The organism is Streptomyces sp. NPDC099050, assembly GCF_044759865.1.
Classification (GTDB): Bacteria; Actinomycetota; Actinomycetes; order Streptomycetales; family Streptomycetaceae; genus Streptomyces.
Genome location: NZ_JBIWAE010000004.1, coordinates 200864 through 227043 on the forward strand (window position 1 = coordinate 200864; position 26180 = coordinate 227043).

Sequence of the window (26180 nt, forward strand, 5' to 3'; positions counted from 1 at the left end):
TCCATGGACGGCATTCCTGGACCAGACTCTGGCGCCGTGCCGGGAAACCTGCCGCCGGAAACGGCGAGCTTCGTGGGCCGCCAGCGTGAACTCGGCCTCCTGTCCGACCTGCTGCGCGAGCGGCGGCTCGTGACGCTCACGGGCGTCGGCGGCGTCGGCAAGTCCAGGCTGGCCCTCCGGGCCGCCGCCGACCCGCGCCAGCGCAGGCCCGACGGAGTGTGGTGGGTGGAGCTCTCGCCGCTGCGCGACGCCGAGTTGCTCACCGCCACGGTCACGCACACCATCGGCCTGGCCCACCAGTCCCCGCGTCCCCTGGACGAGGAACTGTGCGCGTGGATGGCCGACAAGGAGCTGCTGATCGTCCTCGACACGTGCGAGCACCTGGTGGCGGCCTGCCGCCACCTGGTGGGCGAACTCCTGCAGTCCGCGCCGGGCCTGACGGTGATGATCACCACCCGCGAGCCGCTCCGCAGTCCCGGGGAACACCTCGTCGAGGTCAGCCCGCTGCCCAGCGAAGGGCCCGAGAGCGACGCCCTCGCCCTGTTCCGGGCCCGCGCGTTCGCCGCCACCCCGCACGCCGCGGCCGCCTTCGCCGACCCGGAGCGGGCGAGCCTCGCCGCGGACATCTGCCGCCGCCTGGACGGGATCCCCCTCGCCCTCGAACTGGCCGGCGCCCGGATGCGGCGGTGGACCCTGGAGCAGATGGCCCAGCGCCTCGAAGGCCGCTTCGACCTGCTCTCCGGCACCACCACCGCCCGCCTCCCCCGGCACCAGACGATGCGCACCGCGATCGGCTGGAGCCACGAGCTGTGCGAGCCGGTCGAACGGCTGCTGTGGGCCCGGCTCTCGGTGTTCACCGGGGACTTCGACGTCGCCGCGGCGCGCGCGGTGTGCTCGGGCGGCCCGCTGCCCGCCGCTCGGGTGGAGCGGGTGCTGGCGGGGCTGGTGGCGAAGTCGGTGGTCCGGTGCAGCCGGGAGCGGGGCGCGGGCGCCCGCTACCGACTGCTGGACACGATCCGCGAGTACGGGCAGGACTGGCTGGCGGAACTCGGCGAGGAACGGGTCGTCGCCGACCGGCACGCCCACTGGTACGCGGCGCTCTCGAAGGCCGCCGACCCCGGCTGGATGGGCCCCGGCCAGGTGGACTGGTACCGCAGGATGACCGCCGAGCACGCGCAGCTGCGTACCGCCCTGGAGCACCTGCTCCGCTCAGATCCGACGGCGGCCCTGGAGACGGCCGGCGCGCTCTGGTTCTTCTGGTTCTCCTGCGGCCACGTCGGCGAGGGCCGGTCCTTCCTCGAGCGGGCCCTGAGCAGGGGCCCGCGCTCGGGGGCCGCGTACGTCCAGGCCGTGTGGGCCCTGGGCCTCACCACCCTGCTCCAGGGCGACCTGGCCACGGCCGAGGAGCTCGGCAAGGAGTGCACCGGCGCCGCCGCCACGCTGGCCGACCCGGAGCCGGAGCTGCGCGCCGCGTACCTGCACGCGGTGTCGGTGCTGATGCCGGGTGATCCCGTACGGGCCCTGGCGCTCGCCGGCCCCCGGGCGCGCGGGGGGCACGGCGGGAGAACCGCCGGCGTGGGGTGGCTGCTGTGCCGGCTGGCCACCGGCTACGCCCTGTGCGACCTCGGGCGCTTCGAGGAGGCCGAGCGGGAGGCGCAGGGCCTGCGCGAGGCCTGCGCGGAGCTGGGCGAGCGCTGGCTGCGGGCGTACGCGGACTACATCCTGGCCATGGCGGCGCTGGGGCTCGGCCACCACGGGGAGGCGGCCCGGCACGCGCGGGCGATGCTGTCGGGCAAACGGTTGCTGGGCGACCGCTTCGGGATCGCGCTCGGCCTCGACCTGCTGGCGGCGGCCGTGGCGGGCCTGGGCGACGGCGAGCTGGCGGCCCGGCTGCTGGGCACGGGGCATGCCTGGTGGCGCACGGTGGGCCGGCCGCAGATGGGGGGCTCACCCTCGCTCACGGCCGTGCGCGACCAGGGCGAACGGCAGGCCCGGGCGGCGATCGGCGACGAGGCGTACGAGAGTGCCTTCCTGGGCGGCGCGGCGGCGACCACCGGCTGACTCCGGCCCCTGTGGGCCCAACCGGTGGCGCCGTGGCGTAACGCGAGGGCTCCCGTCAGTACGGGAGGGGTCTGCCCGACGGGGTACGCAGATCCAGGTCTCGGGGTGCGGGCTTCGGAACGGGCTTTCGGATCAGCTGCTGACGCATGCTGTCTCCTCGCTCAGACAAGGGCCGGGCGGCGGGGCTCCACCGTGCGGCCGTCGGGGAGCAGTTCGCCTGTGTCGTCGAAGACCACGGCGCCGTTGCAGAGCAGATTCCAACCCTGTTCGGGGTGGAAGGCCACGGTGCGTGCGGCGTCGTGGTCGACGCTGTCGGCGGACGGGCAGGGGGGCTGGTGGGAGCACATGGCGCACCTCCTCGCAGTGTGGGGCGGGAGGGCCGGTGGTCACCCGGTCGAATCCGCGATCCACGGTGGCGGTGAGTATTGCTGATCGCCACCCCCGGACGGAACCCATATTCGCCGCCCAGTTCAGGGTGTGTATGCCCGCTTACGATGCGCTCATGCCCGCTATCCGGATCATTCGCCACACACTTCTCGACCCCGGGGAGGCGTGGATGAGGCTGACCGACTGGGAACGCCACGGCGCCGCCGTCCCGCTCACCCGGGCGATCATCGAAACGCCGCCTCCGACGCACACCGGGACCCGTTTCACCATGCGTACGGGCGTGGGGAGGATCACCTTCGACGACCCCATGGAGGTGACCCTCTGGCAGCCGCCGCGGGGCGGCTCGGCGGGACTGGTCCGGCTCGTCAAACACGGCCGCGTGGTGACCGGCCGGGCGGAGATCGAGCTCCGCCCCTCGCCCCGGGGCGGCAGCGAGGCCGAATGGCGCGAGGAACTGCGCGTACGCGGCCTGGGCCGCCCCTTCGACCCCCTGGTCGCGGCGGCGGCCCGGCTCTTCTTCACCCGCGCGCTGGACCGCCTGCTGCGTCCCTGAGGACCGCGGGCTCGCCGCCCACCGCCGCATGTCCCCGGACCCCCCAAGGGACCCCGGCGCCTCGTGGCGCCGGGGTCCCTTCCCCGTTCGGGGCTCCGCGCTAGCGGATCGGCATGCCCGAGAGGGTGCGGGCGATCACCAGGCGCTGGATCTCGCTCGTTCCCTCGAAGATCGTGTAGATCGCGCTGTCGCGGTGCATGCGCTCCACCGGGTACTCGCGGGTGAACCCGTTGCCGCCGAGGATCTGGACCGCCTGCGCGGTGACCTTCTTGGCGGTCTCGCTCGCGAACAGCTTGGACATCGAGCCCTCGGCCGAGGTGAAGGGCTTGCCCGCGACCGCCATCCACGAGGCCCGCCAGACCAGCAGCCGGGCCGCGTCGATGGAGGTCCGCATGTCCGCGAGCTGGAAGGCGACGCCCTGGTTGTCGATGATCGGCCGGCCGAACTGCGTACGGGTCTTCGCGTAGTCCAGCGCCACCTCGTACGCGGCGCGCGCCGTGCCGACCGCCATGGCGCCGACGGCGGGGCGGGAGGCCTCGAAGGTGGCCATGGCCGCGTTCTTCACTCGCTCCCCGCCGCCCGCCTTGGCCCGCTCGTGGGCCCGCGCGAGCCGCTCGTCCAGCTTCTCCTTGCCGCCGAGCAGGCAGGAACCGGGGATCCGTACGTCCTCCAGCACCACCTCGGCGGTGTGCGAGGCGCGGATGCCGTGCTTCTTGAACTTCTGCCCCTGGGAAAGGCCCCGGGTGCCCGGCGGCACGATGAAGGAGGCGTGCCCCTTCGTGCCCAGCTCCGGGTCGACGACCGCCACCACGATGTGGACGTTGGCGATGCCGCCGTTGGTCGCCCAGGTCTTGGTGCCGTTGAGCACCCACTCGTCGGTGGCCCGGTCGTACACGGCGCGGGTGCGCATCGCACCGACGTCGGAGCCGGCGTCGGGCTCGGAGGAGCAGAAGGCGGCGACCTTCACGTCGTCGGGGGTCCCGTACATCTGCGGGATCCAGGTGCCGATCTGCTCCTCGGTGCCGTTGGCGACGACGCCGATGGCGGCGAGCCCGGTGCCGACGATCGACAGCGCGATGCCCGCGTCGCCCCAGAACAGCTCCTCCATGGCCATCGGGATGCCGAGGCCGGTGGGGTCGAAGAACTGCTGGGCGTAGAAGTCGAGGGAGTAGATGCCGACCTTGGCGGCCTCCTGGATGACGGGCCACGGAGTCTCTTCGCGCTCGTCCCATTCCGCGGCGGCGGGGCGGATCACGTCGGCGGCGAAGCCGTGGATCCAGTCCCGTACCTGCTTCTGGTCGTCGTTCAGATCCATGGTGAACTCCGCCATGTCCCCTCCATCTTTCACCTAGAAGTTGTTACCAACGGTAACCCCCACGCCGACTCCAGTCTGTTACCGGCCGGTAAGCACTGTCAAGCAGCAGCGATCCGTGACGGCCGATGAGATCTCCGGGGTGTGCGGGGTGTTACGTTGCGTGGGCCTCAGGACATCGCAAGGGCGGGGAGTGACACGGCATGGAGACCACACGGCAGTCCGGCGAGCCGGGAGCGGGTGAGCGCCGGCGGCGGGAGCTGCTGGAGGCCGCCGACCGGGTCGTCCTCAGGGACGGCCCCAAGGCGTCCATGAACGCCATCGCGGCGGAGGCCGGGATCACCAAGCCCATCCTCTACCGCCACTTCGGCGACAAGGCGGGCCTGTACCAGGCCCTGGCCGTCCGGCACACGGACGCCCTGCTCGACTCGCTGCGCGCCGCCCTCGACGCCCCCGCCGAGCGGCGGCGCCGGGTGGAGGCCACCCTCGACACCTATCTCGCCGCGATCGAGGCCCGCCCCCAGGTCTACCGCTTCCTCATGCACCCCGCGGAGGATTCCCAGGCCCCGGAGCGCGGCTTCGACGTCGGCCGGCACTCGGCCCCGCTGCTGCGCCGCCTCGGCGAGGAACTGGCGCAGGTGATCGGCGAACGCGTGGACCTCGGCCCCGGCGGCGAACGCCTGGCCCGGGTCTGGGGCCACGGCATCGTCGGCATGATGCACGCGGCGGGCGACTGGTGGCTCGGCGAACGCCCCTGCGACCGCACCGAACTCGTCGGCGCCCTCACCGACCTCCTCTGGGGCCGCCTGGCCACGGCGGGCAACAGAGCGGACGGCCCGGGCTTCTGATCCCCGCGGGGTCATCCGGCGGGGCAGAGCCCCGGGAACCCCCGGCCCCGCCGGGCCCTCACTCACCCAGCGCGTGGATCCCGGCCGCACCCCAGTCGGCCTTCCGGATCTGCCGCCGCAGCTTGCGCAGACGCAGCCCGGTCACCCGCTCCGCGTACACCCCACCGGCCAGGTGATCGCACTCGTGCTGCAGGCACCGCGCGAAGAACCCCGTACCGGACACCCGCACGGCCGCGCCGTCCGAGGTGACACCCTCCACCACCGCGCTGTCGTAGCGGAGCGTCCCCGCCTCCAGCCCCGGCAGGGACAAGCAGCCCTCGGGACCGAGGAACTCGTCCCCGTCGGCGGACACCAGCCGCGGGTTGACGATGTGCCCGACGTGGCGGACGTCCTCGTCGTCGGGGCAGTCGTATACGAACACCCGGTGCCCGACGCCGATCTGGTTCGCGGCGAGGCCGACGCCCTGGGCGGCGTACATCGTGGCGAACATGTCCTCGATGAGCCGGTCGAGGGCCGGGCCGAACTCGGTGACCTCCGCGCAAGCGGAATGGAGCACCGGGTCGCCCAGCAGGCTCATGGTGCGGACGATGCCGGAGGTACCGGGGAGGGGGCGCTGTCGCATGGCCGTAAGAGTACGACGGGCGACTATATGAGGAGATCTTCGGCGGACCGGGGGCGCCGCGGTCAGGGCGCGGGCAGGTCATGGATAGGCTGGGGGCGACCGACGCAAGGAGGACAAGGGACGATGGCAGGCAACACAGAGCCGCTTTCGCCGCGGGCCAAGCTGGCCGTGACGGCGGGCAAGGCCGCGGCGGCGGTGTCGCGGGCCGCGGGACGCGGAAGCGGATCGGTGATCGGAGGCAAGGTCGCGCTCAAACTCGACCCCGATCTCCTCGGCGCACTGGCGCAGCATCTCGACGTCGTCCTCGTCTCGGCGACGAACGGCAAGACCACGACGACCCGGCTCATCGCGGAGGCCCTGCGGGCCAGCGGTCCGGTCGTCTCCAACGCGCTGGGCGCGAACATGCCCGCGGGCATCACCTCCGCCCTGGCGGGCGGCTCCGACGCCCGGTACGGCGTCATCGAGGTGGACGAGAAGTACCTGGCCGGAGTGGCCCGGGACGTCACCCCCAAGGTGATCGCCCTGCTGAACCTCTCCCGCGACCAGCTGGACCGCGCCGCCGAGACCCGCATGCTCGCGGAGAAGTGGCGCGAGGGCCTCTCGGGCTCCAAGGCGGTCGTGGTCGCCAACGCGGACGACCCGCTCATCGTGTGGGCCGCGTCCTCCTCGCAGAACGTGGTGTGGGTCGCCGCCGGCCAGGAATGGAAGGACGACGCCTGGTCGTGCCCCTCCTGCGGTGGCGTCATGCAGCGTCCGGGCGACGACTGGTTCTGCGGCGAGTGCGGCTTCCGGCGTCCCACCCCCAGCTGGGTGCTCTCCGGTGACCACGTGCTCGACCCGCACGGCAGCGCCTGGCCGATCAGCCTCCAGCTCCCGGGCCGCGCCAACAAGGCGAACGCGGCCACCTCGGCCGCCGTGGCAGCCGTCTTCGGCGTCCCGCCGCAGGTGGCGCTGGAGCGGATGTACCAGGTGCAGGCCGTCGCCGGACGCTACGACGTGGTGAGCTTCCAGGGTCGCGAACTGCGACTGCTGCTCGCGAAGAACCCGGCCGGCTGGCTGGAGACCTTCTCCCTGATCGACCCGCCGCCGACCCCGGTGATCCTGTCGGTCAACGCCCGCGGCGCGGACGGTACCGACACCTCCTGGCTGTGGGACGTGGACTACCCGCGCCTGGCCGGCCACCCGATCTTCGTGATCGGCGACCGCAAGCTCGACCTCGCGGTCCGTCTGGAAGTCGCGGGCCTGGACTTCCGGGTGTGCGAGACCCTCGACGAGGCCGTGCAGCTGGCGCCGCCCGGACAGATCGAGCTGATCGCCAACTACACCGCCTTCCAGGACGTGCGCCGCCGCGTCGGCAACTAGTACCCATAAGGACAAGAGCATGAGCGACAACAGCCTGCGTCTGGTGTGGGTCTACCCCGACCTGCTCAGCACGTACGGAGACCAGGGCAACGCCCTGGTCGTCGAGCGCCGGGCCCGCCGGCGCGGCCTGGACGTGCAGCGCGTGGACGTGCGCAGCGACCAGCCCATCCCGACCTCGGGCGACATCTACCTGATCGGCGGCGGTGAGGACCGGCCGCAGCGGCTGGCCGCGGAGCGGCTGGTGCGCGACGGCGGTCTGGAGCGCGCCGTCTCGAACGGGGCGATCGTCTTCTCCGTCTGCGCCGGGTACCAGATCCTGGGCCAGGAGTTCGTCAACGACGTCGGCGAGCGCCAGCAGGGCCTCGGCCTGCTGGACGTGGTGACCGTGCGCGGCGAGGGCGAGCGGTGCGTCGGCGACGTGCTGGGCGACATCGACCCGCGGCTCGGGCTGCCGCAGCTGACCGGCTTCGAGAACCACCAGGGCGTCACGCACCTCGGCCCGACGGCCAAGCCCTTCGCCCGGGTCTCGATGGGCCGGGGCAACGGCACCGGTGACGGCACCGAAGGCGCGTACAGCGACACGGTGTTCGGCACGTACATGCACGGTCCCGTGCTGGCGCGCAACCCGCAGATCGCGGACCTGCTGCTGAAGCTGGCCCTCGACGTGAACGCGCTGCCGCCCATCGACGACCGCTGGTACGACGCGCTGCGCGCCGAGCGGATCGCGGCGGCCACGCAGCCCGCGTAGCCCTCCCGACACCCGTTGTTCGGCCCGGATTCCCCTGGTGGGGTCCGGGCCGACGTGTTTTCGTACGACGGATCTGACCAGCATGTGGAGGATGGTTCAGTCCACCCTCGATCCGCTTGTAGGGTGCTGGGTAGTTCCAACCGGACGACGTGGTCCGGTCGTCGGCCCACGTTGCAAAGGTCCTCCTGCCATGCGCATTGGTGTGCTCACTTCCGGAGGCGACTGCCCCGGGCTCAATGCCGTCATCCGCTCCGTCGTGCACCGCGCCGTCGTCGACCACGGGGACGAGGTCATCGGTTTCCACGACGGCTGGCGCGGCCTGCTGGAGTGCGACTACCGCAAGCTCGACCTGGACGCCGTGAGCGGCATCCTGGCCCGTGGCGGAACGATTCTGGGTTCCTCCCGGGTCCAGCCCGCCCACCTGCGCGACGGCGTGGAGCGGGCCCGCGGCCACGTCGCCGATCTCGGCCTGGACGCCATCATCCCGATCGGCGGCGAGGGCACGCTGAAGGCCGCGAACCTGCTGTCGCAGGGCGGCCTGCCGATCGTCGGCGTCCCGAAGACGATCGACAACGACATCGCCTCCACCGACGTCACCTTCGGCTTCGACACCGCCGTCGGGGTCGCCACCGAGGCCCTGGACCGGCTGAAGACCACCGCCGAGTCCCACCAGCGCGTCATGGTCGTGGAGGTCATGGGCCGCCACACCGGCTGGATCGCCCTGCACTCGGGCATGGCGGCCGGCGCGCACGCCATCGTCGTGCCGGAGCGCCCCTTCGACATCGAGGAGCTGACGGCGGTCGTCGGCGAGCGCTTCGAGCAGGGCAAGCGCTTCGCGATCGTCGTGGTCGCGGAGGGCGCCAAGCCCGCCGAGGGCAGCTCGATGGCGCTGGAGGAGGGCGGCACCGACATGTACGGTCACGAGCGGTTCGCCGGCATCGGCAACCGGCTCGCCGTCGAGCTGGAGGAACGTCTCGGCAAGGAGGCCCGGCCGGTCATCCTGGGCCACGTCCAGCGCGGCGGCACGCCCACGGCGTACGACCGCGTCCTCGCGACCCGCTTCGGCTGGCACGCGGTGGAGGCGGCCCACCGGGGCGAGTTCGGGATGCTCACGGCCCTGCGCGGCACCGACATCGTCATGGTCCCGCTCGACGAGGCCGTGCAGACCCTGAAGACGGTCCCGTCGGAGCGCTACGACGAGGCGCAGAACGTCCTGTGATCTTTCCCCCTTTCCGCGCGTCACTCCCGTAATGGCCGCCCCCGGACGATTCCCGTCCGGGGGCGGCATTACTGTGGTGGGGCACCACGGTCAAGGGAGTGAAGAGATTGAGTTACCTCGCGCACGACGGCATGGACATGCACGACATGGACCTGCCGCCCTTCACCCTCGGGCGCGGGCTGGAGTTCTCCTTCGACGCCTTCTTCCTGATCGGCTCGCTCCTCGGCCTCGCGCTGTACGGGTGGGGCGTGGTGCGGCTGCGCCGGCGCGGGGACGCCTGGCCGGTCGGGCGGACGGTCGCCTTCACCATCGGCGTGCTGAGCGTGGCCCTGATGATGTGCACCAAGCTGAACGACTACGGCATGGTCATGTTCAGCGTGCACATGGTCCAGCACATGGTGATCAGCATGCTCAGCCCGATCCTGCTGCTGCTGGGCGCGCCCGTGACGCTGGCGCTGCGCGCGCTGGCGCCGGCCGCCCGCGGCCACAAGGGGCCGCGCGAGCTGCTGCTGCTGGTCCTGCACAGCCGGTACATGAAGGTGATCACCCATCCGGTGTTCACCATCCCGATGTTCATCGCGAGCCTCTACGGCCTCTACTTCACCCCGCTCTTCGATTTCCTGATGGGGTCGAAGACCGGTCACATCGCGATGATGGTGCACTTCCTCGCCGTCGGCCTCGTCTTCTTCTGGCCGATCATGGGTGTGGACCCGGGCCCGCACCGCCCCGGCTACGTGATGCGGATGCTGGAGCTGTTCGCCGGAATGCCCTTCCACGCCTTCTTCGGCATCGCCCTGATGATGGGCAGCGAGCCGATGATCAAGACGTACGCGAACCCGCCCGCCTCCCTCGGCATCGACCCGCTGCTCGACCAGCAGTGGGGCGGCGGCATCGCCTGGGCCTTCAGCGAGATCCCCTCGGTACTGGTGCTGATCGCGCTGGTCTACCAGTGGTACCACTCGGAACAGCGGGCTGCGAAGCGCTCCGACCGGTCCGAGGACCGCAACGGCGACCAGGAGCTGGCGGCCTACAACTCGTATCTCGCCTCGCTCCAAGCGCGTGGCCAGTAGCGCCGGACCACCTTCAGGCGCCACCATGGGGCATGACCGGATCCGTGAAGGCTATGGCACTGATGACCTTCGCCTCTCTGGTGGCGATCGCCACGTATTCCGTGGCCCTCGGAAGCAACGGCTGGCTGTGGTTCGGCTGGGTCGTGCTGGGGCTGCTCACCGCGGGCATGGCCGCCTCGGGCAGTACCTGAGGAGGGCAGCGCCCGAGGAGCGCAGTACCTGAGTAGGTGCCTGAGTAGCCGCGCCCTGCACCCCCCTGGCGAGCCGTCCGTAGGATGTCCGTGACCACGGGACGTCGACGGGAGCCGCCTGGTGTTCTACCACTTGCTCAAGCACGTGATCCTGGGGCCGCTGCTGCGGCTCCTGTTCCGGCCCCGCATCGAAGGACTGGAGAACATTCCGGAGGACGGGGCCGCGATCATCGCGGGCAACCACCTCTCCTTCTCCGACCACTTCCTGATGCCGGCCATCCTCAACCGGCGCATCACCTTCCTCGCCAAGGCCGAGTACTTCACCGGACCGGGCGTGAAGGGACGGCTCACGGCCGCCTTCTTCCGCAGCGCCGGCCAGATCCCGGTGGACCGCTCCGGCAAGGACGCCGGTCAGGCGGCGCTCCGCGAGGGGCTCGGGGTGCTGTCCAAGGGCGAGCTGCTCGGCATCTACCCGGAGGGCACCCGCTCGCACGACGGGCGGCTCTACAAGGGCAAGGTGGGCGTGGCCGCGATGGCGCTGGGCGCCGGGGTGCCCGTCGTCCCGTGCGCGATGGTCGGGACCTTCGAGATCCAGCCGCCCGGACAGAAGATCCCCAGCATCCGCCGGGTCACGATCCGCTTCGGACGGCCGCTGGAGTTCTCCCGGTACGCGGGGATGGAGGGCGAGCGGGCCGTGCTGCGGGCCGTCACCGACGAGATCATGTACGAGGTCCTCGCCCTGTCCGGCCAGGAGTACGTGGACCGGTACGCCGGCGAGGTCAAGGCGGAGGCGGAGGAAGCACGGAAGAAGGCCCGGCGCAGGACGCGCTGAACCCTCTCCCGTGCGGTGTGCGGGCGTTCCCGCCCGCAGTCCGGCTAGCGGATGGCCGGAAGCTCGTCGATCGCCCGCTGGTCGGCGGCCGGGGCCGGCGCGATCAGCTTGGCGGCGACGGGGGCCGGGGCAACCGGGGTGGCGTGCGGAGCGCACGTCACGTCCTGGGCGTCGACCTTGCCGGTGAGCAGGTAGGTGTCGACCCGGGTGTTGATGCAGGGGTTCACCAGGTTGGTGACGCCGTGCGAGCCGGCGTCCTTCTCGGTGATCAGACGCGAGCCGGCGAGCCGCTTGTGCAGGGAGACCGCGCCCTTGTACGGCGTGGCGGCGTCACGCTCGGACTGCACGATCAGCACCGGCGGCAGGCCGCGGTGGTCGCCGACACCGACCTCGATCGCGTGGTGCTGCTTGGACTTCCAGGTGGCGCAGGGCAGGTTCATCCACGCGTTGGCCCAGGTCATGAAGGGGTACTGGGCGTGCAGCTTGGTGTTGTCCCGGTCCCACTTGGACCAGCTGGTGGGCCACTTGGCGTCGGCGCACTCCACGGCGGTGTAGACCGCGGTGCCGTTCTCCGCCGAGGCGTTGCCCTGGATGTCGCTCATGTCGGGGGCGATGGCGTCGATCAGCGCCTGCTCGTCGCCGGCCTCGTACGCGGCCCAGGTCCGGGCGACGGGCACCCAGGAGGAGTCGTAGTACGGGGCGCTCTGGAAGAAGCCGATGAGCTCGGCCGGGCCGACGATCCCGCCGAGCGGGTTGGCCTTGGCCTTGGCGCGCAGCGTCAGCCACTTGGCCTCGACCGCGGCGCGGGTGGTGCCGAGGTGGAAGGAGGCGTCGTTCTTGGCGACCCAGTCCTGCCAGTCGTTCCAGCGCGTCTGGAAGGCGATGTCCTGGCCGAGGTTGGCCTCGTACCAGATGTTGTCGCGGGACGGGTCCACCACGCTGTCGACGATCATGCGGCGCACGTGCGTCGGGAACAGCGTCGCGTAGACCCCGCCGATGTAGGTGCCGTAGGAGACGCCGAGGAAGTTCAGCTTCTTCTCGCCGAGGGCGGCACGGATGACGTCCAGGTCACGCGCGACGTTCGGCGTGGTCATGAACGGCAGCATCTCGCCGCTGCGCTCCTTGCAGCCGTCCGCGTACTCCTCGGCGAGCTTGCGCTGGGCGTCCTTGTCGGCCTTGCTGTCCGGCACCGGGTCGGCCTTGGGCGCCTTGACGTACTCCTGCGGGTCGATGCAGGAGATCGGCGCGGAGTGGCCGACGCCGCGCGGGTCGAAGCCGACAAAGTCGTACGCCTTGGCGGTGTTCACCCACAGCGGGCTCTTGGTGGTGGTGCGGCGGGGGAAGCGCATGCCGGAGCCGCCGGGGCCGCCCGGGTTGTAGATGAGCGCGCCCTGGCGCTCTTCCTTGGTACCGGTGCTGACGGCGCGGTCGACGGCGAGGTCGATCGTCTTGCCGAAGGGCTTGCTGTAGTCCAGCGGGACCTTCACCCAGCCGCACTGGATGGGCGCCGCGAAGCCCCAGTCGGGCGGACAGTCCTTCCAGTCGATCCCGGCGCGGGCCGCGCGGGCGGCGGCGATCCGGGTGCCGAACGCCTCGGCGACCGGGTTGTCGCGGCCGTAGGAACCGGACTCGAAGTTCTGCGAGGCCGACGCGGACGGGGCGAGCAGCAGGCCCGCCGCCAGCGTGCCGGTGATCAGAGTGGCGGCGCTCCCCAGCGCCGCGTTGCGTATCACGTGGTTGTTCCCCCTGCGTCATCTGCCGCCGTGGGCGGCGTGGTTCATGCCGGTGTGGAGATGCGTCGGCATGTGCAGGGGATACTTCCGCCTGACCAGGAGCGGGCGACAGAGCACGGGCCGGTTCTTTGCCAACCCGATATCCGGGAATGCGTGTACCGCTGAGCGGTGTCTGGCTTCTCCCGGGTCGGTCCGGGGCTGGTCCGGGGCTGGTCACGGGTTGGTCCTGGGCTGGCCCGGGGCTGGTCACGGGTTGGTCCTGGGTGGGTCCCCCGTGCGGATGTCGTCCGCCGCCGGGCGCCGCCGGAGGTCACCAACCGTAGGCGGCGCAGGCGGAGTCGAGCAGTTCGCGCAGCCGCAGCGCGTCGGGGGCCAGGGCCGTGACCAGGACGGCGGGGCCCGCCAGCGGGGTGAGCGCCGCGAACTCCCCCAGCATCCCGGCCCGTGGCGGGGCCTTCGCGAACTCCGGGTCCACCACCAGCAGCTGGCCGAGCGCCCGGTGGCCCGCGAGTCCCGCCGGACCGTCCCAGCCGGCGGGTGCGCCGGGTCCGCACGCCAGTTCCTGCTCCAGCAGCGGCTTCCCGCCCCGGGTCACGCTGAGCCGGGCGCGCAGCAGGCCCGGCGCCTCCCCCGTGCGGCCGAGCACCTGCTCCTCGCGCAGCAGGAGCCGCGCGGTGGGGGCGAGTTCGGCGCGGGTGCTGACCCGCAGGTCGCTGCCGCGCACCGAGACGAGGGGCTCCGGCAGCCAGCGCACGGCCGCCCCGTCGCCGAGCCGGAGCCGTACGTCGTACCGCGCGGGTTCCCCGTGCCGGCCGGGCAGCGCCAGGGTGGCCGCCGCCGAGCGGAGCACCAGCCGGGCGCCCGGCCCGGCGGTGGCCTCGATCCCGAGGTGGTCGCCGCCCAGCGGGGCGCTCATGGCGCCGACCAGCATGACGCCCGCCTCGCCGGGCCCGCCCCGGGTGCGGCGCAGGGCGAGCGGTCCCTCCCCGGCCAGCAGCGGCAGGACGGTGGAGCCCCGCCCGTCCGCGGCGGCGGCGATCCGTGCGGTGGCGCGCAGGCCGGCCGGAGCGGGGGCCGGGGGGCGGGCGGGGGGCGCGCCCGTCACCGTGGGGGGAGCCGCCGGGATCACCGGGGGAATCGCCGCCGGGATCACCGTAGGGCTCATCGGGCGGTCCAGGCGGCGATCCGCTCGCGCACCCAGGCGGCCACCGGGGCCACGCCCTCCTCGCCGCGCAAGGACTGGAAGGCCACGGGCAGTTCGCCGCGCTGCTCGGCGGCGTCGCGGGCCATCCGGCCCAGGTCCGAGCCGACGTGGGGGGCCAGGTCGGTCTTGTTGACGACCAGCAGGTCAGCGGTGCTGACGCCGGGGCCGCCCTTGCGCGGGATGTCGTCGCCGCCGGCCACGTCGATGACGAAGATCTGGGCGTCGACCAGGCCCCGGGAGAAGGTGGCGGTGAGGTTGTCGCCGCCGGACTCGACGAGGATCAGATCGAGCCGTCCGTTCCCGTGGAAGGCCTCCTCCAGTTCCTCCACGGCCTCCAGGTTGGCGGAGATGTCGTCGCGGATGGCGGTGTGGGGGCACGCGCCGGTCTCCACGGCGCTGATCCGCTCGGGCGGCAGGACGGCTTCGCGGAGCAGGAACTCGGCGTCCTCCCGGGTGTAGATGTCGTTGGTGACCACGGCCATGGACAGCTCCGTGCGCAGGACCCTGCAGAGCGCGGCGACCGTGGCGGTCTTGCCGGAGCCGACGGGCCCGCCGAGGCCGATGCGCAGGGCCCTGCGGGTGCCGTCCGCGCGCAGCGGCTCGGCGCTGTGGGTGTGCCGGTGCGGGAAGGTCACGCTGTGGTCGAGGTGCATGGCAGATCTCCTTGAGCCGAAGCAGGGGGGTGCGGGGCGTGCGGGGGTGTGCGGTGCCGTGCCGGGACGGGCGGAGGCGTGCGGAGGCGTAGGGCGTGCGGGCGGCTCAGGAGGCGAACAGCCGTACCGGCCAGTCGGCATGGGCCTGCGCCGCGATGTCCAGCAGCGGCGAGGAGGCCGCGGGCAGGGTGTGCGGACCGTCGGTGCGGGCCCGCAGCGCGGCCCGCTCGGCTCGCCGGGACACGGAGTCCAGCTCGGGGGCCAGCCCGGCCAGTACCCGGGTCGCCTCGAAGGGGTCCAGGCCGAGCAGCCGTACGGTGGCGGTGGCCGGCCCGCTGACGCTCTCGTACGCCGCCACGTGCGCGGCGTCCAGCGGCCGGAGCTCCGCCGACCGGGCCGTGACCCCGAGCACCACGGGCTGGTGCGCCCCGCGCGGGAACGCGGCGGCCAGCGCGTCCAGTTCCGCGCCGGGCCAGGTGGCGCGGGCGGCCCGCATCAGCTGGCGGCCGAGCCGCCGCCCGGCGGCGCGCAGCGCGGGCGACGGGGTCCGGGCGTCGGCGGCTTCGTCGAGGGCCGCCGGGTCGATCCCGAGGGCGGCCGCCGCGGCGAGACCGGCCGCGACGAGCCCGGCGGTGTGCAGCCGGCCCCGGCAGAACTCCGCCAGGGTGGCGGCGTCGTGGATCCGGCCCGCCTTGCAGGCGGCCTCGGCCCCGCCGGAGTGGGCGTGCCCTCCGGCGGGGAAGCGGCCGTCGGCGAGGACGAGGAGGGTGGCGAGGCTCATCGGACGACTCCTCCCCTCAGAAGAGGCCCCATCAGAAAAGGAAGTAGCGTTGGGCCATGGGGAGTTCCGTCGCCGGGGCCGGTTCCACCACCTCGCCGTCGATGGTGACGGTGAAGGTGTCGGCGTCGACTTCCACCCGCGGCATGGCGTCGTTGTTGCGCATGTCCGCCTTGGTCACCTTGCGGGTGCTCTCGATGGCGACGAACTCCTTTCCGAGTCCAAGCCGTTCGGGCAGTCCGTCGTCGAGGGCGGCCTGGGCGGTGAAGTTGACCGAGTTGAGCCCGGGGGCCCGGCCGTACGCCCCGAACATCGGGCGCGGCAGGACCGGCTGCGGGGTGGGGATGGAGGCGTTGGCATCGCCCATCTGCGCGTAGGCGATCTGGCCGCCCTTGATGACCAGTTCGGGCTTGACCCCGAAGAAGGCGGGCTTCCACAGCACCAGGTCGGCGAGTTTGCCGGTTTCGACGGAGCCGATCTCGCGGGCCAGGCCCTGGGCGACGGCGGGGTTGATCGTGTACTTGGCGACATAGCGCCGGGCCCGGTGGTTGTCGGCGGGTCCGTCGCCGGGAAGGGATCCGCGGCGCTTCTTCATCACGTGGGCGGTCTGCCAGGTCCGCAGGATCACCTCGCCGACGCGGCCCATGGCCTGGGCGTCGGAGGAGATGATCGAGATGGCTCCGAGGTCGTGCAGGACGTCCTCGGCGGCGATGGTGGAGGGGCGGATCCGGGACTCGGCGAAGGCCAGGTCCTCGGGGACGGCGGGGTTGAGGTGGTGGCAGACCATCAGCATGTCGAGGTGTTCCTCGACGGTGTTGACGGTGTGCGGCCGGGTCGGATTGGTGGAGCTGGGCAGGATGTTCGGCTCGGAGACCACGGTGATGATGTCGGGGGCGTGCCCGCCGCCGGCGCCTTCGGTGTGGTACGAGTGGATGGTCCGTCCGCCGATGGCGGCGAGGGTGTCGGCGACGAACCCGGCCTCGTTGAGGGTGTCGGTGTGGATGGCGGCCTGGGCGCCGGTCTCCTCGCAGACGGTGAGGCAGGCGTCGATGACGGCCGGGGTGGATCCCCAGTCCTCGTGGAGCTTGAAGCCGAGTGCTCCGCCGCGCAGTTGGGAGTACATGCCCGCGCGGGACATGGTGTTGCCCTTGCCGAGCAGGCCGATGTTGACGGGGTATGCCTCGAGCGCGGCGAACATCCGGGCCAGGTGCCAGGGTCCGGGGGTGACGGTGGTGGCCTTCGTGCCCTCCGCGGGGCCGGTGCCGCCGCCGACGAGGGTGGTGATGCCGGAGGCGAGGGCCTCCTCGATCACGGTCGGGGAGATGAAGTGCACGTGCGCGTCGACGGCGCCGGCGGTGAGGATCTTCCCGTTGCCGGCGATGATCTCGGTCTCGGGGCCGATCACCAGCGCGCGGTCGACGCCGTCCATGGTGTCGGGGTTGCCGGCCTTGCCGATGCCGCAGATCCGGCCGTCGCGGATGCCCACGTCGGCCTTGACGATGCCCCAGTGGTCGAGGATCACCACTCCGGTGATGACGGTGTCGGCGGCGCCCTCGGCCCGGGTCGTGCGGGCCTGGCCCATGGATTCGCGGATGACCTTGCCGCCGCCGAAGACGGCCTCGTCGCCGGCCCGGCCGGGGCCGCCGGCGAGGTCCTGCTCGATCTCGACGAAGAGGTCGGTGTCGGCGAGGCGGATGCGGTCGCCCGTGGTGGGCCCGAAGAGGTCGGCGTACACCTGGCGCGATATCTCAGCCATCGAGCGGCCCTCCGGTCTCCCCGCGCAGTCCGGGTACGGCGCGCAGCCCGGCCAGCGGTACGAGGGCCACGGCGACCGGGATGCCCGGCTCGAAGCGGACCGCGGTGCCGGCGGCGATGTCGAGGCGCAGTCCGCGGGCGGCCGTACGGTCGAAGTCGAGGCCGGGGTTGGCCTCGGCGAAGTGGTAGTGCGAGCCGACCTGGACGGGCCGGTCGGCGGCGTTGAGCACGGTGAGTCGGGTGACGGGCCGGCCTTCGTTGAGGCGCACCGGGCCGTCCCCGTAGGCGATTTCGCCGGGGATCATGCGGGTACTCGCTCTCAGACGATGGGGTCGTGGACGGTGACGAGCTTGGTGCCGTCCGGGAAGGTCGCCTCGACCTGGACGTCGTGGATCATCTCGGGTATCCCCTCCATGACCTCCTCGCGGGAGAGCACGGTCCGCCCGGAGGCCATCAGTTCGGCCACCGTCCGCCCGTCGCGGGCCCCTTCGAGGATGTGCGCGGTGATCAGGGCTATCACCTCGGGGTGGTTGAGGAGCACGCCCCGCGCCTTGCGTCTCTCGGCCACGTCGGCGGCCACGTGGATGAGCAGTCTCTCCTGCTCGTGGGGGGTCAGCTGCACAGCAATCACCAAGCTTTCGGGACATGATCAACATCGCGCCGAGCCGACCCTATGGGCCGTCAACACTTTGTTGACCTGCGCATATCCGAGCCAAGCGTGTCTTGCCCAACACAGGGAAAGGCTTTCCGTCCCGCCCACCGCCGCTTTGCCGGCGTATGGGTGACCATTGGCGGAAGGAACGTGGCCGCCACGCTAGGGGCCGCGCTTTTCCGCTGAGTTAACCCACGTTTCGGGCAGGTACCCGGTTCAACTCCGGGCGCCGCACGGCCCGGTTCCGTATACGGAACCGCTCAAGAGGAGCAGCATGTTCGTCAACCCCGTCCACCACATCACCTTCGACGCGCAGGAACCGTACGCGCTGGCGCAGTTCTGGTCCGAGGTCACCGGCTGGCCCATTCACCCGGACGACCTGGCGGACGACCCCGAGATCTCTCTGGTGCCCGGGCAGCCGGGGGTGACCGGACTGCTGTTCATCCGGGTGCCCGAGGGCAAGTCCGTGAAGAACCGGGTGCACTTGGACATCCAGCCCGTGACGGGGACCCGCGACGAGAACGTCGAGCGGCTCCTCGGGCTCGGCGCGAAGCTGCAGGGCGACCACCGCAGGGAGGACGGCACGGGCTGGGTCACCCTGACCGACCCCGAGGGCAACGAACTGTGCATCGAGCGCAGCGCGTCGGAGCGCGCCGGAGCCTGAGCTGCCTCAACAGCCGGTCGCGGACCTCGCCGGAGCACCGGCGGCCGTGGCCGTCCAGGGCAGTGCGATCCACACGGTCTTGCCGCCGTCCTCGGTCGGGCTGACCGAGAGCCGGCCGCCGGCCTCCGCGGCGAGCCAGCGGATGATGACCATCCCCCTGCCGTTGTCCTGCTGGACGGCGGCCGGGAGCCGCTTGGGCCAGCGCGGGTGGCTGTCGGTGACCCCGATGCGCAGCCACTCCTCGCGCTCCAGGCGGATGTCCACCGTGAAGGTCGGCGACTTGCCGAAGGTGTGCTGCACGGAGTTGGTGGCCAGTTCCGAGACGATGAGCCGGATGCTGTCGGCGGCTTCGGTCCCGTCGGACAGTCCCCACTCGCCCAGTACCTCCGCGACGTAGCGGCGGGCGGCCGCGACCGAGGCGGGATCGCTCGGCAGAGTGACGGATGCTTCCTGGTGATCTGCCATGGCGACGGTCCCTTTCCCACCGGGGCGAAGCCGCCCCGGATCTGCGCTGGACGCCAGAGTGCCACCCATCGTCCCGCCGTTTCCGCCGATCCCTCAAGATATGCATATATCTGTCGCTCAATGCGGTGAACTCTGCTACGGAAGAGCGTATTCGGACGGCAGAATGGTGCGACCTGTGCCGGTGGAAGGAGGCGGGTGTGCAGCACGGTCCCGCAGTGCGTCGGCGCAAGCTCGGCGAGGAACTGCGTGCCCTTCGCGACCGGGTCGGACTCACCAGCGGTGAGGCGGCCCGGCTGGCGGGATGGCACCAGTCGAAGATCAGCCGCATCGAGACGGGGCGCAGCGGCGTCAAGGTGGAGGACATCCGGATCCTGCTCGACGTCTACGGGGAAGACGTCGTGAGCGCACAGCAGCGCGCCCTGCTGGAAGCCCTCTCGGCCTCGGCTGCGGGCCCCGCCCCGGACGCCGACACCGGGCGCGGGCGCCAGTGGTGGCACGACTACCGGGGACTGCTGCCGCAGGAGTACCGGGACTTCATCAGCCTGGAGGCGGGTGCCCGTTCGGCCCGCACCGTCGAACTCTCGGTGGTGCCGGGACTGCTGCAGACCCCCGGGTACGCGCGCGCCGTGACCCGGGCCGCGCTGGGCGGGCTGCCGGAGCCGAAGGTGGACGCGCTGGTCGACGTACGGCTGGCGCGTCAGTCGGTCCTGCGGGCCGATCCGCCGCTGGAGCTGAGCGCGGTGCTGGACGAGGCGGTGCTGAGGCGCACGATCGGCGGGTCCGGGGTGATGGAGGAGCAGTTGAGGCACCTGGTGGAGGTGGCGCGTTTGCCCCAAGTGCGGCTTCAGGTACTGCCGTTCAGCGTGGGGGGACATCTCGGCCTCACAGGACCGTTCGTCATCTTCTCATTTCCGAACATCGCCGATCTGGATGTGGTGGTACTCGACCATTTGACGAGTAGCCTCTATCTGGAGCGGAAGGAAGACCTTGAGGCGTACAGCGCCGCGTTCCGCACCATCCAGGCGCACGCCCTCCCGCCCCGCGACTCGTCGGATCTCATCAGCGCCCTCGCTGACGACGCGTAAGGAGGCACCCCCCGTGTCCGCAACCCCCTTATCCACAGGCGGACTTCTGAACAGCGCACGGTGGCGGCGAAGCAGCCGCAGCACCGGAATGAACAACTGTGTGGAAACGGCCGTCCTCAGCGGCGGCCTGCTCGCGGTCCGCGATTCCAAGCGGACGGACGGCCCGGCCGTGCTCTTCACCGGGCATGCCTGGGACGGCTTCCTCGTCTCCGTCCGTGCGGATCTCGGGACGTAGGAATGCGGCTCTCAGCAACGCCGGAGCGCCCGTAAGGGCTCCGTTCAGCGGTCCGTGGCACCGGCCGGAGCGGTCCCCAGGATCGTCTCGACCGCACGGCTGATCTCTGCCCCCGTGAGATCCGCCCGCGCGGTCAGTCGCAGCCGGGAGATGCCGTCCGGCACCGACGGCGGCCGGAAGCACCCCACGGACAGACCTGCCTCGCGGCAGTCGGCGGCCCAGCGCAGTGCCGCCGACGCCGACGGGGCCCGTACCGACACCACGGCCGCGTCCGGCCGGGCCGCGGTCAGGCCGGACGCGGTGAGCCGCCCGTACAGTTCGGCGGCCACCGCGCGGGCACGGTCCGCGCGTTCCGGTTCCCGCTCCAGCAGGCGCAGGGCCGCCAGCGCGGCGCCCGTCGCGGCCGGGGCCAGCCCGGTGTCGAAGATGAAGGTCCGCGCCGTGTTGACCAGGTGCCGGATCACCTTGGCCGGGCCGAGCACCGCGCCGCCCTGGCTGCCCAGGGACTTCGAGAGGGTCAGCGTCGCGACCACCCCGGGGGCTCCCGCGAGCCCGGCGGCGTGCAGCGCCCCGCGGCCGCCCTCGCCCAGGACCCCGAGGCCGTGCGCGTCGTCCACGAGCAGGGCCGCGCCCTCGGCCCGGCACGCCTCGGCGTGGGCCGCGAGCGGGGCGGCGTCCCCGTCGACCGAGAACACCGAGTCGGTGACCAGCAGCGCCCGCCCCTGGTGGGCGGCGAGGGTCTTGCGCGCGGCGTCCGGGTCGGAGTGCGGGACGACGGCGATGTCGGCGCGCGACAGCCGGCAGCCGTCCACGATCGAGGCGTGGTTGCCCGCGTCCGAGACCACCAGGGTGCCCCGGTCGCTGAGCGCGGTGACGGCGGCCAGGTTCGCCGCGTAACCGGAGGAGAGCACCAGCGCCGCCTCGAACCCGCAGAAGGCCGCCAGCTCCCGCTCCAGTTCGGCGTGCAGTTCGGTGGTGCCGGTGACCAGCCGCGATCCGGTGGCCCCCGCGCCCCAGCGCTCGGCGGCCTCGCGCGCGCCCCGTACCGTCTCCGGGTGCCGGGACAGGCCGAGATAGTCGTTGCTCGCGAGGTCCAGGAGCGGGGAGTGCGCCGGACGCGGACGCAGCGTCCGGACGAGTCCGGCCTGCTCCCTGGCCCGCTCCGCTTCGTCGATCCAGGAGAAGACGTCCACGGGAGCGGGGGTGTGCTGGTGCGGCATCGACGGTCCTCGGGTTTTTGTCGGCAGTCCACAGACCTGCCCGACCCTAACCGCCCGTGACCCCTGCGTCAGGTGTGGCGATACACACACTCTCTTCCGGCCATGTTGTTCGATCTCTCCTTGGCCGGGAGTGCCCGGGTGGGACAGGATCGGCATCATGGACCTGCTGAACACCCTCGTGGACAAGGGGCTGCGGCGTGAGCTGCCGACCCGCGAAGAGGCACTCGCCGTGCTGGCGACCTCTGACGACGAACTGCTCGACGTGGTGGCCGCGGCCGGCAAGGTGCGCCGACAGTGGTTCGGGCGCCGGGTCAAGCTGAACTACCTGGTCAACCTGAAGTCGGGGCTCTGCCCCGAGGACTGCTCGTACTGTTCCCAGCGCCTGGGATCGAAGGCCGAGATCCTCAAGTACACGTGGCTGAAGCCCGAGGAGGCCTCCCAGGCCGCCGCCGCGGGCGTCGCCGGCGGGGCCAAGCGGGTCTGCCTGGTGGCGAGCGGTCGCGGTCCGACGGACCGCGACGTGGACCGTGTCGGCAAGACGATCGCGGCCATCAAGGAGCAGAACGAGGGCGTCGAGGTGTGCGCCTGCCTCGGTCTGCTGTCGGACGGCCAGGCCGAGCGCCTGAAGGACGCGGGCGCGGACGCCTACAACCACAACCTGAACACCTCCGAGGCCACGTACGGCCAGATCACCAAGACCCACACCTACGCGGACCGGGTCGACACGGTGCAGAAGGCGCACGCCGCCGGCCTGTCGGCCTGCTCGGGCCTGATCGCGGGCATGGGCGAGAGCGACGAGGACCTCGTCGACGTCGTCTACGCGCTGCGCGAGCTCGACAGCGACTCGGTCCCGGTCAACTTCCTGATCCCCTTCGAGGGCACCCCGCTCGCCAAGGAGTGGAACCTCACCCCGCAGCGCGCCCTGCGCATCCTCGCGATGGTCCGCTTCGTCTGCCCCGACGTCGAGGTCCGCATCGCGGGCGGCCGCGAGGTGCACCTGCGCACCCTGCAGCCGCTGGCGCTGCACGTGGCGAACTCGATCTTCCTGGGCGACTACCTGACCAGTGAGGGCCAGGCCGGACAGGCCGACCTCGAGATGATCGCGGACGCCGGTTTCGAGGTGGAGGGCGCCGGTACGACGACCCTTCCCGCGCACCGCTCCGACATCGCGGCGGCGGCCACCGGCGGGGGCTGCGGTTCGAAGGGCCCGGGCGCCTCCGTCTGCGGCTCGTCCGCCACGGCGGAGGAGGCCGGCTGCGGTTCGGCGTGCGGCGGCTGCTCGGGACACTCCGGGCACGAGGCCCCCGCGGCCGCCTCCGTGGCCGCCTCCGTATCCGCCTCCGTGGCCGCTCCGGCCGACGGACCCGTACCGGCGCAGGCCGAAGCGGGCGAGGTCCGGCCCGGTCTGGTGGCGGTACGCCGTCGCGGTGCGGGAACGGATCTCGCGCCCAATGCCTGACCAGCACCCCGCGCACGACCCGCTCCACTCACCCCGCGCGCACCACTCGCCCGAGGTGCTGCCGGCCGCCGAACTGCTCGCGCTGGACCGGCAGCACGTCTGGCACCCGTACGGCCCGATGCCCGGGCGGCAGGAGCCGCTCGTCGTCGCCTCCGCCTCGGGGGTCCGCCTGCGGCTGGCCGAGCCCTCGCAGGGGCAGGACGAGCTGGTCGACGGCATGTCCTCCTGGTGGTCGGCGATCCACGGGTACAACCACCCGGCGCTGAACGAGGCGGTCACCGGCCAGCTCGGCCGGATGTCGCACGTGATGTTCGGCGGGCTCACCCACGAGCCCGCCGTCCGGCTGGCCGCGAAGCTCGTCGAGCTCACCCCGCCCGGCCTGGAGCACGTCTTCCTCGCCGACTCGGGCTCGGTCTCCGTCGAGGTCGCGGTGAAGATGTGCCTGCAGTACTGGCGTTCGGTGGGGCGCCCCGGGAAGAGCCGCCTGCTGACCTGGCGGGGCGGCTACCACGGGGACACCTGGCAGCCGATGGCCGTCTGCGACCCCGAGGGCGGCATGCACGAGCTGTGGTCGGGCATCCTCCCGCGCCAGCTCTTCGCGGACGCCCCGCCGAGCGGCTTCTCCGCACCGGTCGACGAGTCCTACGCCGCCCACCTGCGCTCCCTGTTCTCCGCGCACCGGGACGAACTGGCGGCCGTGATCGTGGAGCCGGTCGTCCAGGGCGCGGGCGGCATGCGCTTCCACAACCCGGGCTACCTCCGGGTGCTGCGGGAGCTGTGCGACGAGTTCGACGTGCTGCTCATCCTGGACGAGATCGCCACCGGCTTCGGCCGTACGGGCGCGCTGTTCGCGGCCGACCACGCCGGGATCACCCCGGACGTGATGTGCCTGGGCAAGGCGCTGACCGGCGGTTACCTCACGCTCGCCGCCACGCTCTGCACGGAGCGGGTCGCGGACGGCATCTCGCGGGGCGAGGTCCCCGTCCTGGCCCACGGGCCGACCTTCATGGGCAACCCGCTGGCCACCGCGGTGGCCCTGGCCTCCATCGACCTGCTGCTCGGCCAGGACTGGCAGGGCGAGGTCAAGCGCATCGAGGCCGCCCTCCTGGAGGGCCTGGCCCCGGCCGCGGAACTGCCGGGCGTCCAGGAGGTACGGGTCCAGGGCGCCATCGGCGTCATCCAGCTCGACCACCCGGTCGACATGGCCCGCGCCACGGCGGCGGCGGTCCGGGAGGGCGTCTGGCTGCGCCCGTTCCGGGACCTGATCTACACCATGCCCCCGTTCGTGACGGGCGACGCCGACGTGGCCCGCATCTGCCGGGCCGTGGTCGCGGCAGCGAGGGAGGCCTGAGATGGCGGTCCTGATGGTCTCGGGGACGGGAACCGAGATCGGCAAGACGGTCGTCACCTCGGCCGTCGCGGCGGCGGCGCTCGCCGCGGGCCTCTCGGTGGCCGTGCTGAAGCCGGCCCAGACGGGCGTCGGCCCGGACGAACCCGGAGACGCGGCGGAGGTCGGCCGGCTGGCCGGCTCCGCCGTCACCACGGTGGAGCTCGCCCGCTATCCGGAGCCGCTGGCCCCGGACACGGCGGCCCGGCGCTCGGGGCTCCCGACGCTCTCCCCGGAGCGGATCGCGGAGGCGGCCCGCGAGCTCGCCCTCTCCCACGACCTGGTCCTGGTCGAGGGCGCGGGCGGCCTCCTGGTCCGCTTCGACGAGGCCGGCCACACCCTGGCGGACGCGGCCCGCCTGCTCGGCGCCCCGGTGCTGATCGTGGCTCCGGCGGGCCTCGGCACCCTCAACTCCACCGCCCTCACGGCGGAGGCCCTCCGGGCCCGCGGCCTGACCTCCCCGGGCGTGGTGATCGGCAGCTGGCCGGCCGAGCCCGACCTGGCCGCCCGCTGCAACCTGGCCGACCTGCCCTCGGTCTCCGGACTCCCCCTCCTGGGCGCGGTCCCGGCCGGCGCGGGCACCTTCCCCCCGGCGGCCTTCCGCACCTCGGCGCCCGACTGGCTCGCCGCCGCCCTCCACGGCACCTGGACGGCGCCCTCCGGCTGACCCCGCCGCCGCGGGCGGACCGGTCCGTACGGTCCAGCTGCCCCGTCCGTGGGGCCGGACGGGGGAACGGCCGCCGCCGCGCGGTGACCCGGCGGTGTCGTGGTGGGCCGTGGCGGCGGGGCACATGAGGATCGGGGCGTGGGCTTCCTCGTGCCGGTCCTCTTCGCGTTGTTCGCGGCGCTCAGCAACGCGCTCGCGACCGTGCTCCAACGGCGGGCGGCGCTCACGGTGCCGCAGAGCGACGGATTCCGCTTCGCGCTGGTGCTCGATCTGCTGCGCCGGCCGCTCTGGGTCGGCGGGATCCTGGCGGTGATCGCCGCCGGCGCCGGGCAGGCCGTGGCGCTGGCCACGGGCCCGCTGGCCCTCGTACAGCCCCTGTTCGTACTGGAGCTGCCGCTCGCGCTGCTGATCGCCTCGCTGGTGACGCGGACCCGGATGCCGGGGCCGCTGTGGCTGGCCATGGGAGCGGTGGTGGGCGGACTCGGGATCGTCCTGGTCGCCGCCTCACCGACGGGGAACCGTACGGACGTCCCGGCCGACCGGTGGATCCTGGCCCTGGCGGCGTGTGCGGTCGCGGTGGCGGTGCTCGCCGTGGCCGGCCTGCGGCGTCGGCCCGGCCGGATGCGGGCCGGCTGCCTCGGCGCGGCCACCGCCGTCTGCTACGCGCTGACCGCCGCGCTGATGAAGTCGGCCATGCACGTGCTCGACGACCACGGCATCGGCGCCTTCCTGCGCACCTGGGAGACCTACGCCTTCGGCGCGACCGGCATCTGCGCCCTCCTGCTCCTCGAACACGCCATGCAGGGCGGCCCGCTGGTCGCCTCGCAGCCGGCGCTGACGCTCGGCGACGCGGGCGTGAGCGTCGCCCTGGGCGTGCTGCTGTACGAGGAACAGCTCCGGGCCCACTGGTGGCTGCTGCCGCAGCTGCTGGGCCTGTCCCTGATCTGCGCCGGAGTCCTCACCCTGGCCAGGGAGGGCGCGAGCGTCGAACCCGACGCGACCTGACCCGGCCGGCCGG

Annotated in this window: 28 protein-coding genes; 16 read left to right on the forward strand and 12 right to left on the reverse strand. The window is 72.5% G+C overall.

All coding sequences use genetic code 11. The features are described from left to right. Window positions 1-36 precede the first annotated feature (36 nt). Window positions 37-2061 carry an ATP-binding protein gene (locus ACIQV3_RS08930; protein WP_403711204.1) on the forward strand — a complete coding sequence of 675 codons (2025 nt, stop codon included), beginning with the start codon at window positions 37-39 and terminating at the stop codon, window positions 2059-2061. Between the two features lie 161 nt (window positions 2062-2222). Here the strand turns inward: ACIQV3_RS08930 and ACIQV3_RS08935 are convergent, their stop codons facing one another. After that, a complete protein-coding gene (locus tag ACIQV3_RS08935; protein WP_250740159.1) occupies window positions 2223-2408 on the reverse strand; it encodes a DUF5999 family protein in 186 nt (61 codons plus the stop codon). 155 nt (window positions 2409-2563) lie between these two features. Here ACIQV3_RS08935 and ACIQV3_RS08940 point away from each other — a divergent pair, with 155 nt between their 5' ends. Then, window positions 2564-3001: an SRPBCC family protein gene (locus ACIQV3_RS08940; RefSeq protein WP_403711206.1), complete on the forward strand. Its 438-nt coding sequence runs from the start codon at window positions 2564-2566 to the stop codon at window positions 2999-3001. 100 nt (window positions 3002-3101) lie between these two features. Here ACIQV3_RS08940 and ACIQV3_RS08945 read toward each other — a convergent pair whose 3' ends face one another. Then, window positions 3102-4331, reverse strand: a complete 1230-nt coding sequence (locus ACIQV3_RS08945; RefSeq protein ID WP_403711208.1) for an acyl-CoA dehydrogenase family protein — start codon at window positions 4329-4331, stop codon at window positions 3102-3104. Between the two features lie 185 nt (window positions 4332-4516). Here ACIQV3_RS08945 and ACIQV3_RS08950 point away from each other — a divergent pair, with 185 nt between their 5' ends. Continuing rightward, window positions 4517-5161, forward strand: coding sequence for a TetR family transcriptional regulator (locus tag ACIQV3_RS08950; protein ID WP_403711210.1), 645 nt, complete (start codon window positions 4517-4519; stop codon window positions 5159-5161). A gap of 58 nt (window positions 5162-5219) precedes the next feature. Here the strand turns inward: ACIQV3_RS08950 and def are convergent, their stop codons facing one another. Continuing rightward, window positions 5220-5783, reverse strand: coding sequence for a peptide deformylase (gene def, locus ACIQV3_RS08955; protein WP_403711212.1), 564 nt, complete (start codon window positions 5781-5783; stop codon window positions 5220-5222). A 123-nt stretch (window positions 5784-5906) separates the two neighbouring features. Between def and ACIQV3_RS08960 the strand changes: the two genes are divergently transcribed. From ACIQV3_RS08960 to ACIQV3_RS08985, 6 genes are all read left to right on the forward strand, one after another. After that, window positions 5907-7145 carry a MurT ligase domain-containing protein gene (locus tag ACIQV3_RS08960; protein ID WP_266876101.1) on the forward strand — a complete coding sequence of 413 codons (1239 nt, stop codon included), beginning with the start codon at window positions 5907-5909 and terminating at the stop codon, window positions 7143-7145. Between the two features lie 19 nt (window positions 7146-7164). Then, window positions 7165-7893: a type 1 glutamine amidotransferase gene (locus ACIQV3_RS08965; protein WP_403711214.1), complete on the forward strand. Its 729-nt coding sequence runs from the start codon at window positions 7165-7167 to the stop codon at window positions 7891-7893. A gap of 190 nt (window positions 7894-8083) precedes the next feature. Further along, entirely contained in the window at window positions 8084-9112 is a 1029-nt protein-coding gene (locus ACIQV3_RS08970; protein WP_327307928.1) for a 6-phosphofructokinase, read from the forward strand. 131 nt (window positions 9113-9243) lie between these two features. Continuing rightward, window positions 9244-10182 carry a cytochrome c oxidase assembly protein gene (locus tag ACIQV3_RS08975; protein ID WP_403711631.1) on the forward strand — a complete coding sequence of 313 codons (939 nt, stop codon included), beginning with the start codon at window positions 9244-9246 and terminating at the stop codon, window positions 10180-10182. Between the two features lie 32 nt (window positions 10183-10214). Continuing rightward, window positions 10215-10373, forward strand: coding sequence for a hypothetical protein (locus ACIQV3_RS08980; protein WP_403711216.1), 159 nt, complete (start codon window positions 10215-10217; stop codon window positions 10371-10373). Between the two features lie 121 nt (window positions 10374-10494). Continuing rightward, on the forward strand, window positions 10495-11205 hold the full coding sequence (locus ACIQV3_RS08985; protein WP_403711218.1) for a lysophospholipid acyltransferase family protein: 711 nt from the start codon (window positions 10495-10497) through the stop codon (window positions 11203-11205). A gap of 44 nt (window positions 11206-11249) precedes the next feature. On the opposite strand, the gene ACIQV3_RS08990 is transcribed toward ACIQV3_RS08985, so the two are convergent. The 7 genes from ACIQV3_RS08990 to ACIQV3_RS09020 all read right to left on the reverse strand — a co-directional run bounded on the left by ACIQV3_RS08990 (window position 11250) and on the right by ACIQV3_RS09020 (window position 17950). Continuing rightward, window positions 11250-12938, reverse strand: coding sequence for an alpha/beta hydrolase (locus ACIQV3_RS08990; RefSeq protein ID WP_403711220.1), 1689 nt, complete (start codon window positions 12936-12938; stop codon window positions 11250-11252). A 310-nt stretch (window positions 12939-13248) separates the two neighbouring features. Next, window positions 13249-14103: an urease accessory protein UreD gene (locus ACIQV3_RS08995; RefSeq protein ID WP_403711222.1), complete on the reverse strand. Its 855-nt coding sequence runs from the start codon at window positions 14101-14103 to the stop codon at window positions 13249-13251. Beyond that, the gene (ureG, locus tag ACIQV3_RS09000) at window positions 14100-14795 is read right to left on the reverse strand and encodes an urease accessory protein UreG (protein ID WP_403711224.1); all 696 of its coding nucleotides are present in this window, start codon (window positions 14793-14795) and stop codon (window positions 14100-14102) included. The genes ACIQV3_RS08995 and ureG overlap by 4 nt, the downstream gene beginning before the upstream one ends. 106 nt (window positions 14796-14901) lie before the next feature. Next, the gene (locus ACIQV3_RS09005) at window positions 14902-15576 is read right to left on the reverse strand and encodes an urease accessory protein UreF (protein WP_403711226.1); all 675 of its coding nucleotides are present in this window, start codon (window positions 15574-15576) and stop codon (window positions 14902-14904) included. 31 nt (window positions 15577-15607) lie between these two features. Next, on the reverse strand, window positions 15608-17329 hold the full coding sequence (locus tag ACIQV3_RS09010; RefSeq protein ID WP_403711228.1) for an urease subunit alpha: 1722 nt from the start codon (window positions 17327-17329) through the stop codon (window positions 15608-15610). Continuing rightward, the gene (locus ACIQV3_RS09015) at window positions 17322-17633 is read right to left on the reverse strand and encodes an urease subunit beta (protein ID WP_403711230.1); all 312 of its coding nucleotides are present in this window, start codon (window positions 17631-17633) and stop codon (window positions 17322-17324) included. The genes ACIQV3_RS09010 and ACIQV3_RS09015 overlap by 8 nt, the downstream gene beginning before the upstream one ends. A gap of 14 nt (window positions 17634-17647) precedes the next feature. Next, window positions 17648-17950 (reverse strand): urease subunit gamma, encoded by a 303-nt coding sequence (locus ACIQV3_RS09020; RefSeq protein WP_266876111.1) that lies wholly within the window; start codon window positions 17948-17950, stop codon window positions 17648-17650. 304 nt (window positions 17951-18254) lie between these two features. On the opposite strand from ACIQV3_RS09020, the gene ACIQV3_RS09025 reads away from it, so the two are divergent. After that, window positions 18255-18644 carry a VOC family protein gene (locus tag ACIQV3_RS09025; RefSeq protein WP_403711232.1) on the forward strand — a complete coding sequence of 130 codons (390 nt, stop codon included), beginning with the start codon at window positions 18255-18257 and terminating at the stop codon, window positions 18642-18644. A gap of 6 nt (window positions 18645-18650) precedes the next feature. Here ACIQV3_RS09025 and ACIQV3_RS09030 read toward each other — a convergent pair whose 3' ends face one another. After that, entirely contained in the window at window positions 18651-19109 is a 459-nt protein-coding gene (locus tag ACIQV3_RS09030) for an ATP-binding protein (RefSeq protein WP_403711234.1), read from the reverse strand. Between the two features lie 197 nt (window positions 19110-19306). Between ACIQV3_RS09030 and ACIQV3_RS09035 the strand changes: the two genes are divergently transcribed. Continuing rightward, window positions 19307-20194 carry a helix-turn-helix domain-containing protein gene (locus ACIQV3_RS09035; RefSeq protein ID WP_403711236.1) on the forward strand — a complete coding sequence of 296 codons (888 nt, stop codon included), beginning with the start codon at window positions 19307-19309 and terminating at the stop codon, window positions 20192-20194. A gap of 13 nt (window positions 20195-20207) precedes the next feature. Then, complete coding sequence (locus ACIQV3_RS09040; RefSeq protein ID WP_403711238.1) at window positions 20208-20429, forward strand: DUF397 domain-containing protein; 222 nt, start codon at window positions 20208-20210, stop codon at window positions 20427-20429. A 44-nt stretch (window positions 20430-20473) separates the two neighbouring features. On the opposite strand, the gene ACIQV3_RS09045 is transcribed toward ACIQV3_RS09040, so the two are convergent. Then, window positions 20474-21649, reverse strand: coding sequence for an 8-amino-7-oxononanoate synthase (locus ACIQV3_RS09045; protein ID WP_403711240.1), 1176 nt, complete (start codon window positions 21647-21649; stop codon window positions 20474-20476). A 157-nt stretch (window positions 21650-21806) separates the two neighbouring features. Here ACIQV3_RS09045 and bioB point away from each other — a divergent pair, with 157 nt between their 5' ends. The 4 genes from bioB (at window position 21807) to ACIQV3_RS09065 (ending at window position 26167) form a co-directional block, all read left to right on the forward strand. Further along, entirely contained in the window at window positions 21807-23108 is a 1302-nt protein-coding gene (gene bioB / locus ACIQV3_RS09050) for a biotin synthase BioB (RefSeq protein ID WP_403711242.1), read from the forward strand. Continuing rightward, window positions 23101-24459, forward strand: coding sequence for an adenosylmethionine--8-amino-7-oxononanoate transaminase (locus ACIQV3_RS09055; RefSeq protein ID WP_403711244.1), 1359 nt, complete (start codon window positions 23101-23103; stop codon window positions 24457-24459). The genes bioB and ACIQV3_RS09055 overlap by 8 nt, the downstream gene beginning before the upstream one ends. Before the next feature lies 1 nt (window position 24460). Continuing rightward, window positions 24461-25162 (forward strand): dethiobiotin synthase, encoded by a 702-nt coding sequence (bioD, locus tag ACIQV3_RS09060; protein ID WP_403711246.1) that lies wholly within the window; start codon window positions 24461-24463, stop codon window positions 25160-25162. A 138-nt stretch (window positions 25163-25300) separates the two neighbouring features. Beyond that, on the forward strand, window positions 25301-26167 hold the full coding sequence (locus tag ACIQV3_RS09065; RefSeq protein ID WP_403711248.1) for a DMT family transporter: 867 nt from the start codon (window positions 25301-25303) through the stop codon (window positions 26165-26167). The last annotated feature ends 13 nt before the right edge of the window (window positions 26168-26180 follow it).